Origin of the sequence: Corallococcus sp. 4LFB (assembly GCF_046520365.1) — a bacterium.
GTDB lineage: Bacteria > Myxococcota > Myxococcia > Myxococcales > Myxococcaceae > Corallococcus > Corallococcus caeni.
The window spans coordinates 1-9,716 of sequence record NZ_JBKGHJ010000341.1; the positions used below are offsets into that span (position 1 = coordinate 1).

The 9,716-nt window shown below is 71.7% G+C and carries 8 protein-coding genes; 3 read left to right on the forward strand and 5 right to left on the reverse strand.

The annotated features are described in order from the left end of the window. Positions 1-68: 68 nt before the first annotated feature. On the forward strand, positions 69-554 hold the full coding sequence (tsaE, locus tag ACLEQD_RS29365; protein WP_410388555.1) for a tRNA (adenosine(37)-N6)-threonylcarbamoyltransferase complex ATPase subunit type 1 TsaE: 486 nt from the start codon (positions 69-71) through the stop codon (positions 552-554). A gap of 1 nt (position 555) precedes the next feature. On the opposite strand, the gene ACLEQD_RS29370 is transcribed toward tsaE, so the two are convergent. From ACLEQD_RS29370 to ACLEQD_RS29390, 5 genes are all read right to left on the reverse strand, one after another. Beyond that, the gene (locus ACLEQD_RS29370; protein ID WP_410388557.1) at positions 556-1,425 is read right to left on the reverse strand and encodes a class II glutamine amidotransferase; all 870 of its coding nucleotides are present in this window, start codon (positions 1,423-1,425) and stop codon (positions 556-558) included. An 87-nt stretch (positions 1,426-1,512) separates the two neighbouring features. Next, positions 1,513-2,778, reverse strand: a complete 1,266-nt coding sequence (hutI, locus tag ACLEQD_RS29375; protein WP_410388559.1) for an imidazolonepropionase — start codon at positions 2,776-2,778, stop codon at positions 1,513-1,515. A 3-nt stretch (positions 2,779-2,781) separates the two neighbouring features. Continuing rightward, positions 2,782-3,396 carry a hypothetical protein gene (locus ACLEQD_RS29380; RefSeq protein WP_410388561.1) on the reverse strand — a complete coding sequence of 205 codons (615 nt, stop codon included), beginning with the start codon at positions 3,394-3,396 and terminating at the stop codon, positions 2,782-2,784. A 114-nt stretch (positions 3,397-3,510) separates the two neighbouring features. Then, positions 3,511-5,166: a urocanate hydratase gene (gene hutU / locus ACLEQD_RS29385; RefSeq protein WP_410388563.1), complete on the reverse strand. Its 1,656-nt coding sequence runs from the start codon at positions 5,164-5,166 to the stop codon at positions 3,511-3,513. A 108-nt stretch (positions 5,167-5,274) separates the two neighbouring features. Further along, on the reverse strand, positions 5,275-5,706 hold the full coding sequence (locus tag ACLEQD_RS29390) for a hypothetical protein (RefSeq protein ID WP_410388565.1): 432 nt from the start codon (positions 5,704-5,706) through the stop codon (positions 5,275-5,277). Positions 5,707-5,879: 173 nt separating this feature from the next. On the opposite strand from ACLEQD_RS29390, the gene ACLEQD_RS29395 reads away from it, so the two are divergent. Then, on the forward strand, positions 5,880-8,240 hold the full coding sequence (locus ACLEQD_RS29395) for an FdhF/YdeP family oxidoreductase (RefSeq protein WP_410388566.1): 2,361 nt from the start codon (positions 5,880-5,882) through the stop codon (positions 8,238-8,240). Further along, positions 8,237-9,716: hypothetical protein (locus ACLEQD_RS29400; protein ID WP_410388568.1), on the forward strand; the 1,480-nt coding region annotated here is incomplete at its 3' end. The genes ACLEQD_RS29395 and ACLEQD_RS29400, both read left to right, overlap by 4 nt.

Sequence of the window (9,716 nt, forward strand, 5' to 3'; positions counted from 1 at the left end):
GTGAGCGTCCGGCGCCGGGCGGTGGTCGTGCTCGTGGGCCGCGGCCCTGTCGCGGCGCGGAGGGCGTCATGAGCGGCGCGCCGCAACCCACGCGCTCGCGGCGGCTCGTGTCTCCTTCGCCGGAGGAGACGCACCGGCTGGGCGTGAAGCTGGGGCGGCTGCTCCAGCCCGGGGACTTCGTGGGGCTGATTGGCGACCTGGGCGCGGGCAAGACGCACCTGGTGCGCGGCGTGGCGGAAGGGGCGGGGGTGTCGCAGTCGGAGGTGGCCAGCCCCACCTTCGCCATCGTGTACCCCTACGAGGGCCGCATCCCGCTGTACCACGCGGACCTCTACCGCCTGACGGACTACGACGAGCTGTACGCCACCGGGTTCCTGGACCTGGTGGGCGGCGACCACGCGATGCTGGTGGAGTGGTTGGACCGCATCCCCCAGGCCGCGCCGCGCGACTTCCTGCGCGTCACGCTCCGCCATGAGGGCGAGGACGCGCGGAGCCTCGACGTGGAGGCCTTCGGCGCGCGTCCCGCGGCACTGCTCGACGCGTGGCTGGGCTGAATCAGGCCAGGGAGTGCTGGGCCTTCGGCCGCGGGTTCAGCACCCCGTCCGCCAGCGTCTGCACCTTCCAGCGGTGGAACACGAGCCGCGCGTCCACGCCCACCACGTCCTCTTCATCCACCGGCACCCAGTGGGGCCCGCCGCACAGCGACTCGCTGGCCACCAGGAACTGCCGCAGCGGCACGCCCGTGTTGGGCGCGCTCAGGGACTCCGGGCAGCCGCCGAGGCCGGAGGAGATGAAGAGCGTGCGGTTGCGGCGCGTGGCCACCATCGCCTCGCCGTCCGTGACGAGGAAGTTCATCGCGGAGCGCTCCTTCGGCTCGCGGCTCCCCGGCACGTCCGTCAGCGCGGACACCAGCGTCATCGTCTCCGAGAGCGCCTGCGCCATCGCCTCCACGCCCACCGTGCCGTCGAGCGGCGCGCGCGCCGACAGCCGTGACAGGAACAGGTAGAAGCAGCGCTCGCTGTCCGTGGTGCCCTTGATGTTGACGCGCAGCTCCGGGTGGATAAGCGCTTCCACCGCGGCCTTGTGCTTCGCGAACTCGCGCAGCGTGCCGTTGTGCACGAAGGACCAGCGGCCGAAATAGAACGGGTGCGAGTTGCGCAACTCCACCGCGCCCACGCTCGCGAGCCGGATGTGCGCCACCACGGTCCGTGCGGACACCTGGCTCGACACGCGCTCGAAGTCAGGGTCGCTGTGCGCGGGCCCCACGCCGTGCGCGACGAGCGGGGCGCACTCCGGACCATAGGTGGCGATGCCCCACCCGTCCTTGTGCTCACGGGACTGGATGAGGAGGGAGTTCCTCTCCGTGACCAGGGCGGTGTGGACGGCGGCGGGAACAGCGGATCTGAATCCAAATAATCGGCACATGGTGGCAGCTGATCTCTACAACGGCCGGCCCACGAGGGAAGTTCCACCTGCCCCCTTGGCCGATGCCAGTTGTTCAGCGGCATCCACTCAGGAGCAGCGATTCATCCGCGCGCGAAACACCACGCGTCCGCCCTTCACCACCACGCGCGCGTGACTGATGCCCAGATGATAAGGCAGATGCCTGTAACCGCGACAGGCGAAGACGACAAGGTCGCCCGCATCACCCACGGACAGCCGCCCGTGCCGTTGCAACCCCAAGCATTGCGCGGCCCCTCGGGTGGCGGCCCAGTAGGCCTCCGCGGCTGACAGCCCGTTCTCCAGGCAGGCGAGCCCCAGCACCAGGGCCGTGTTCTCCGTCATGGAAGAACCGGGGTTCACGTTCGAGCCCAGCGCCACGTTGACGCCCGCGTCGCGCAGCTTCCGGCCGGGCGCGTAGGGGCGCATGCGCAGGAAGAGGGTGGAGGTGGGCACGAGCACGGCGGTGACGTTCGCGGCGGCGAGCGCGCGGATGCCCTCGTCCGTCACCTGCTCCAGGTGGTCCGCGCTGGCGGCGCCCACCTCCGCGGCCAGCGCCGAGGCGCCGCACGCGGTGAGCTGATCCGCGTGCAGGCGCGGCGTGAGCCCCAGCGCCTTGCCCGCGTTGAGCAGGCGGCGCGACTCGTCCACGGTGAAGGCGCTCTCCTCCGTGAAGACGTCGCAGAAGCGCGCCAGGCCCTCGCGCGCCACGGCGGGCAGGATTTCGTTGATGCAGAGGTCCAGGTACTCGGCGCGGCGGTCCTTGTACTCCGCGGGCACGGCGTGCGCGCACAGGAGCGTGGGCACCAGCTCCAGCGGTGACAGCGCGCTCAAGCGGCGCACCGCGCGCAGCATCTTGAGCTCGTCGTTCAGCGACAGGCCGTAGCCGCTCTTCACCTCGGCGGTCGTCACGCCCTGCGCGAGCAGCCGCTCCAGGCGGGGCAGGGCGAGCGCGGCCAGCTCCTCCTCGCTCGCCGCGCGCGTGGCGCTCACCGTGTTGACGATGCCGCCGCCGGCCTTCGCGATCTCCAGGTACGTGGCGCCCTGGTTGCGCAGGTCGAACTCGGTGGAGCGCTCGCCCGCGAAGACGAGGTGCGTGTGTGGATCCACGAAGCCCGGGCCCACGAAGCCGCCCTCGGCGTCGATGACTTCCGTCGCGTCCGTGAGCGCGCCCCTGGGGAGGCCGGACTCCGGGCCCACGTAGGCCACGCGCCCGTCCTTCACGCCAATGCCCGCGCCCGGGCGCGGGGTGAGGGCGGCCTCCGCGGGCTCGCGGTGGGTGCCCTCCACGGTGAGCACCTCGGAGGTGTTGCGCACCCACAGGTCCAGGGCTTCCATGCTCTAGCGTCCTCCGCGTATGCCCACGACGGGCGCGTTCCAGCGCGTGTCACCCGACTGCGCCCGGCCGAAGCCGCCGGACAGCTCCACCTTCGTGCGCGACTCGCCGAACCTGACCTGCGCCGCCACCGCGGCGCCGTAGAAGTGCGTCGTCACCTGCGAGCCGGGGTTCACCAGCGACTGCTGCACGCTGAAGAACGGCACCAGGCCCAGCGACATGCCGGGCTCCGGCTGTACGGTGAAGGCGCAGGTGGCCTCCACTCCGAACAGGCTGCTGGTGCTGGCGTTGTTTCCCAGGCCGAAGTCGGACGCGCCCCGCACGGAGAGGGCCGGGGACAGGCCCAGCCGCTCCGAGCCGAGGTAGTACGAAACGCCCGTGTAGACGCCGTAGCCGGGCACCGGCAGGCCGACGAACTCGCCCTGCACGCCCAGGTGCCACGACAGCCGGTCGTCCACGGGCACCGTCACCGAGCCGTCAAGGCCGATGCCCCACTGGTTGGCCACGAAGGGCTTCGCGTCGCCCTGGAAGGTGCTGTTCTCCCCGCGCGCCGACAGCTGCGGGGCGTTGAGGCGGGGACCGGCGCGCAGGCCCAGCTGGAAGAAGTTCTCGTCGGGCATGCCGGCCCCATGCGCATCACCATGGGCCCGGCGGTGGTGGGCGTGCAGCCTGCGAGCCCACCCATCACCGCTGTCATCACGAAGGCTGGGACGCGTCGTGGCATCCGGCGCACTCTAGGCGGTGAGGCCGGGGATGCGCACGCCCCGCTCCTTCGCCACGTCGATGGCCTCCGGGTAGCCCGCGTCCGCGTGACGGAGCACGCCCATGCCGGGGTCGGACGTGAGCACGCGCTCGATGCGGCGCGCGGCCTCCGGCGTGCCGTCCGCGACGATGACCTGGCCCGCGTGCAGCGAGTAGCCCATGCCCACGCCGCCGCCGTGGTGGAACGACACCCACGACGCGCCGTTCACCGCGTTCACCAGCGCGTTCAGGATGGGCCAGTCCGCCACCGCGTCCGAGCCGTCCTTCATGGCCTCCGTCTCGCGGTTGGGGGACGCCACGCTGCCGCAGTCCAGGTGGTCGCGGCCAATCACGATGGGGGCCTTCACCTCGCCCTTGCGGACCAGCTCGTTGAAGGCGAGGCCCGCCTTGGCGCGCTCGCCGTAGCCCAGCCAGCAGATGCGCGCGGGCAGGCCCTGGAACGCCACGCGCTCCTGGGCCATGTCCAGCCAGCGGTTGAGCGACGCCTTCTGCGGGAACAGCTCGCGCACCGCCCGGTCCGTGCGGCGGATGTCCTCCGGGTCCCCGGACAGCGCCACCCAGCGGAAGGGCCCCAGGCCCTCGCAGAACAGCGGGCGGATGTACGCGGGCACGAAGCCGGGGAACTCGAAGGCGTTCTGCATGCCGCCCACCTTCGCCTGGCCGCGCAGGTTGTTGCCGTAGTCGAAGACGTGGCTGCCGGCGGCCTGGAAGTCGTTCATGGCCTGCACGTGCATGATCATCGACTCGCGGGCGCGCTTCACGTAGCCCTCCGGGTCTCGCTTGCGCAGCTCCGCGGCGGCCTCCAGCGACAGGTCCGTGGGGATGTAGCCGTTGAGCGGATCATGCGCGCTCGTCTGGTCCGTCACGAGGTCCGGCTTGATGCCGCGCTTGTACAGCTCCCGGAACACCGACGCCGCGTTGCCGATGATGGCGATGGAGCGGCCCACGCGCTTGGCCTGCGCGTCCTTCGCCAGCGCCAGCGCCTCATCCAGGTCCCTGGCCACCACGTCCAGGTAGCGCGTCTCCACGCGGCGCTGGGCGCGGTGCGGGTCGATCTCCACGCCCAGGAACACGGCGTTGTTCATGGTCGCGGCCAGGGGCTGCGCGCCGCCCATGCCGCCCAGGCCGCCGGAGAGGATGAGGCGGCCGGCCAGGTCCTCGCTGCCGAAGTGGAAGCGGCCCGCGGCGGCGAAGGTCTCGTAGGTGCCCTGCAGGATGCCCTGCGTGCCGATGTAGATCCACGAGCCGGCCGTCATCTGGCCGTACATCATCAGGCCCTTCTTCTCCAGCTCGTGGAAGTGCTCCCAGTTGGCCCAGTGGCCCACGAGGTTGGAGTTGGCGATGAGCACGCGCGGCGCGTCCGGGTGCGTGCGCAGGATGCCCACGGGCTTGCCGGACTGCACGAGCAGCGTCTCGTCGTCGGTGAGGCTCTGGAGGCTCGCGACGATGCGGTCGAACGAGGGCCAGTCCCGGGCGGCCTTGCCCGTGCCGCCGTAGACGACCAGGTCCCCGGGCTGCTCGGCCACCTCCGGATCGAGGTTGTTCATCAGCATCCGGAGCGCGGCCTCCTGCACCCAGCCCTTGCAGGAGAGGGTGGTGCCGCGAGAGGCGCGGATGATGCGGGACATGCGGAAGACTCCTGGAGAAGGGGGCGCCCACCCTAACCGAACCCCCGGGGCCGCGGGGGGCTTGCGTGCAGCGCCAACGTCACTCCGGAGACTGCTGGACGCCGTGCGTCAGTAGTCCTTGCGCGCGTCGATGTAGGCGCTGAAGTGGAACACGTTGGTGGAGTCCCAGAACTTGAAGTAGTTGCCGACGGGCAGGCTCAGGCCGTACGCGCTGCCCGAGCAGCCGGTGCAGATGAACGCGCCGTTGCGGCGGATGTTCCAGAGGCCGCTGATGTCGTCCACGCTGGTGGAGATGGCGGGCGAGCCCACCAGCTCGAAGTCGTAGGTGTTGCCGCCCGCGATCCCGTGGAAGTTCACGAACGCGGTGTTGGTGGACTGATTCCAGGCGACGACGGCGTTGCCGCTCGTCACCGGGTAGTTGCCGGTGTTGTCCTGGACGTAGAAGCCGCGGTTGGACCAGACGCTGTGGACCACGGGAGCGGCCAGGGCGGGGAGGGACAGGAACAGCGCGGCGATGACGGCGGAACGGATGGCCTTCATGGGGGATGCCTCCTGCTGCGGGGTTGACGCGGAGCGCCGGGGGGCACTCCGCGTGAAACCATCCTGCACGCTCCCCGTGAAGCTTGAAAGAGTGGACTACCTGGATGGCGACGGCCCCGGCCTGCCGGGAACGCGCGGGCGCGGTAGAGTCCCGCCGCGCGAAGAGGTGGGACATGGAGCAGGGACAGGACGGGGGCGGGAACGCACTGGCGGTGCCGGCGGCGCAGCCCCCGCTGGAGGCTCGGGCTCCGGACGTGGGGCCGGTGCGGACGGTGGCGGGCGGGGTGCCCGCGGTGCTGAGCGCGTTCAAGCACGTGCTGTCCGAAGCGGGCCCGTGGCGCGGCGGCAAGCTCGTCTGGAAGATCAACCAGGGTGACGGCTTCGATTGTCCGGGGTGCGCGTGGCCGGATCCGTCCCACCGGTCCGTGCAGGAGTACTGCGAGAACGGCGCGAAGGCGGTGGCGGAGGAGGGCACGCAGGAGCGCGTGACGCCGGAGTTCTTCCGCGAGTGGAGCGTGGCGCGGCTGGCGGAGCAGTCCGACCTGTGGCTGGGCAAGGCGGGCCGGCTCACGCACCCCATGGTGCTGCGCGAGGGCGCGGCGCACTACACGCCCCTGTCCTGGGAGGAGGCCTTCGCGCTGGTGGCGGAGGAGCTGAACGCGCTGGGCTCGCCGGACGAGGCGGCCTTCTACACGTCCGGCCGCACGAGCAACGAGGCCGCGTTCCTCTACCAGTTGTTCGTGCGGGAGTTCGGCACCAACAACCTGCCGGACTGCTCCAACATGTGCCACGAGTCCAGCGGCACGGGGCTCACGGAGACGATTGGCATTGGCAAGGGGACGGTGACGCTGGAGGACTTCGACCACGCGCAGGCCATCTTCGTCATCGGGCAGAACCCCGGCACCAACCACCCGCGCATGCTGACGGCGCTCCAGGCCGCCGCGCGCCGGGGCTGTGAAATCGTCAGCGTCAACCCGCTGCCGGAGACGGGGCTCAACCGCTTCAAGCACCCGCAGGAGGTGCTGCACCTGTTCGGCCCGGGCACGGCGCTGAACAAGCTGTTCCTCCAGGTGCGCATCAACGGCGACGTGGCGCTGCTCCAGGGGCTGGGCAAGGCGCTGCTGGAGCGGGAGGCGAAGGCGCCGGGCACGGTGGTGGACCGGGCCTTCGTCGAGGGCAGGACGGCGGGCTTCGACGCGTACGTGGCGCACCTGGGCACGGTGTCCTGGGACGACGTGGTGGAGGAGAGCGGGGTGCCGCGCGAGCAGATTGAAGCGGCGGCGGACATCCTGGCGCGCTCCGAGCGCACCATCTTCTGCTGGGCGATGGGGCTCACGCAGCACCGGAACGCGGTGGGCAACGTGCAGGAGGTGGTGAACCTCACGCTGTTGCGCGGCAGCATCGGGAAGCAGGGCGCGGGCGTGTGCCCGGTGCGCGGGCACAGCAACGTGCAGGGCGACCGCACCATGGGCATCTGGGAGCACGCGAAGCCGGAGTTCATGGACGCGCTGTCGAAGGAGTTCGGCTTCGCGCCGCCGCGCCACCGGGGCCTGGACACGGTGGGGACGCTCCAGGCGCTGCACGACGGGCGCGTGAAGGTGTTCTTCGCCATGGGCGGCAACTTCCTGTCGGCCACGCCGGACACGGAGTTCACCGCGCGGGCGCTGAGGCGTGCGCGGCTCACGGTGCACGTGTCCACGAAGCTCAACCGCGCGCACCTGGTGCATGGCCAGCGCGCGCTCATCCTCCCGTGCCTGGGGCGGACGGAGCACGACGTTCAGGCGGCGGGGCGGCAGTTCGTGACGGTGGAGGACTCGATGGGGATGGTGCACGCGTCGCGCGGCGCCGTGGCCCCCGCGTCCGAGCACCTGCTCAGCGAGCCCGTCATCGTGGCCCGGCTGGCCCGGGCGGTGCTGGGAGCGCGCTCGAAGGTGCCGTGGCTGTCGCTGGTGGAGGACTACGACCGGGTGCGCGAGCTCATCCAGCGCTGCATCCCGGGCTTCGAGGACTTCAACCGCCGCGTGCGTGAGCGCAACGGGTTCGCGCTGCCCAACGGTCCGCGAGAGGGGCGCTTCACGACGAAGGACGGCAAGGCGCACTTCACGGTGCATGCGATGCCGCGCCACCGGCTGGAGCCCGGGCAGCTGTTGATGATGACGCTGCGCTCGCATGATCAGTACAACACCACCGTGTATGGCCTGGACGACCGCTACCGGGGCATCCGCCAGGGCCGGCGCGTGGTGTTCCTGCACCCGGAGGACGTGAAGGCGCGCGGCCTGACGGCGGGGCAGAAGGTGGACCTCACCAGCCACTTCCAGGGAGAGACGCGGGTGGCGCGCGAGTTCCTGGTGGTGCCGTACAACATCCCGCGCCAGTGCGCGGCGACCTACTTCCCGGAAGCGAACGTGCTGGTGCCGGTGGACAGCTTCGCGGAGAAGAGCCGTACGCCCACGTCGAAGTCGGTGGTCATCACCGTGGCCCCCAGCCCCGAGGCCCGGGCGCTGGCTCCGGCGAGTCCTTCGAGGTCCGGGTGAGCCTGTCGCAGCCGTGGGTTGAGGCCTCCTGGCCGGAGCCGCTCCAGGCCCTCCATGCGCGCGTCGCCTCGACCGCGCCACAAGAGGCCGTGGCGTCGAGCGCGGAGTGGCGCGAGGACTTCGCACGCTGGGTGCGCGGCGCGTCCCTGGAGGAGCGCAACCGCGCCCAGGCCGCCGCGTGGGAGCGGCTGTCCCCGGGCGAGCGCACCCCGGCGGAGCTCCTCTTCCTGCTGTCCACCCTCAACGAGCTGCTCTGGCCCTACGAGGAGCCGCGCCCGGGCCTGCTGAAGCAGCTGCTCGCGCGGCAGCACGCCGCGGTGACGGCGCTCCGCGACGCGGGCGATACGGAGAGCGCCGAGCGGATTCAGCGCGAGAGCACCGTGACCGTGTCCACGGTGCTGACGCGCTACCTCAAGCGCCACCCGGAGGCGCTGTCGACGCTGGTGCGTGACGTGCCCTGCACCTACGACGGCCGCGCGCTGCGCTTCCAGGACACCGTGGAGGTGGACCTCAAGTACGTCATGGGCGCGGGGGCGAAGTCCGTGGACCTGCTGGAGCAGCTGCGCGCGCTGCTCCCCGACACCCGCGACGGCGGCCGCGACAAGCTCACCGACTTCATCCGCACGCGCGCCGCGCGCATCCCCTGGCGCGAAGCGAGTGAGGTGCTGGGCGAGCGCCTCTTCTCGCTGGCCACGTCGGAGGACGGCCGCGGCGGCATGCGCGGCTTCCTCGCGTGCTACCCCAACGGGCGCAAGGAGCCGGACTGGTGCTCGCGCGCGGGGCTCCTGCTGGCGCGCACCGTGGAGGTGGGCGGGCCGCCCGCGGTGGTGGAGAACCTCTGCGACCTGCTCACGCTCTTCGACGCGCCCCCGGTGGACGGGCTGCGCGGAGCGTTGGGCGCGCTCGTGCAGAGCGACTTCGAGACGGCCGCCGACCTGGGCCACGCGCGCTTCGTGCTCGACCACTGCCAGGGCACGATGCGCAAGGCCGAGCCCGCGCTGGCGCTCACGCTCCTGTGGCTGGAGGAGCGGCTGTTCCGCGCCTCCATCCGGCGCGGCGTGCCGGAGGCCTTCGAGCGGCGCGCCCGCGCTCGCGCGAAGCTGGAGTCGCTGCCCGGCTTCACGCACCTGGTGTGGCTGGCGGAGGAGTGCGCGGAGATGTGGCCGCGCTTCCGCACGCCCGCGCGGCCCGGCCTGGACGGGCTGGTCGCCTGGCGCAAGGAGGTGACCTGGCGCATGGGCCGCAAGCCCGTGCTGCGCAAGGCGGCCATCGAGTTCCTCCTGTGGTGCGCGCCGGAGGAGGCCTCGTCGGAGGCGGAGCTGGCCACGCTGGCCCTGGTGCGCACCGCCACGGACCGGCGGCAGGTGCGCCGCCTGCTGGAGCACCCCTCCCCGCGGGCCCGCTTCCGCGCCCGCTCGCTCCAGGCCTTCCTCCAGGCCGGCGCGGGGCAGGGGAAGCACGCGCCCGCCTTCGAGC